Raw genomic sequence first — 762 nt, 5'->3', positions numbered from 1 at the left:
TGAAAATTTAAAAAAAGAAATTCTTCGAATTTACAATTTATCCGGAGGTACATATGGTTACAGAAGAATCTATATTTATTTAAGATTATTTACTGAATATCAGGTTAACCATAAAAAAGTACAGAGAATAACTCAAAAATATAATATTAAAGCTTTGATTCGTCAGAAGAAGAAGAAATACATTCGTAGTACTCCTGAAACAACTGCTTTAAATGTATTGAACAGAGAGTTTCAACAAGATAAACCAAATAAAGTTTGGTTAACAGATGTGACAGAGTTCAAATTAAGAAACGGCAAAAAAGTATACCTTAGTGCAATCTATGATTTAGGTTCAAAAAAGATTATAAGTTATGAAATCTCACAAAGAAATGATAATCCATTAGTATTTAAAACATTTAATAAAGCCATAAATAAACATGATACTGAAGGTATTATTTTTCACAGTGATAGAGGATTTCAATATACAAATAGAAATTTTAACAAAAAAATTCAAGAAGCTAAAATGATCCAGAGTATGTCAAGAGTTAGCAGATGCATAGACAATGGTCCAATGGAAGGGTTTTGGGGGTTATTAAAATCGGAGATTTTTAAAAGTAAAAAATATATCTTTGATGATTTTAATCAAGCTAATAAAGAGATTAGAAATTATATTAATTTTTTTAACGGCAAACGTATATCATTAAAAATGGCTGCGCTAATACAAGCACAGCCGAGTAATTAATTTTTATTTTTTTAAGTGTCTACTTGACTGGGTGATGTTCA

1 protein-coding gene is annotated in these 762 nt (G+C 27.3%); it reads left to right on the top strand.

The genetic code is table 11. The features are described from left to right. On the top strand, nucleotides 1–721 hold a 721-nt coding region (locus CD152_RS07785), incomplete at its 5' end, for an IS3 family transposase (protein ID WP_146034102.1). Between the last annotated feature and the right edge of the window lie 41 nt (nucleotides 722–762).

This window comes from Macrococcoides caseolyticum (assembly GCF_002902665.1).
GTDB classification, from domain to species: domain Bacteria; phylum Bacillota; class Bacilli; order Staphylococcales; family Staphylococcaceae; genus Macrococcoides; species Macrococcoides caseolyticum.
This window is presented reverse-complemented; position numbering and strand designations above follow the sequence as displayed.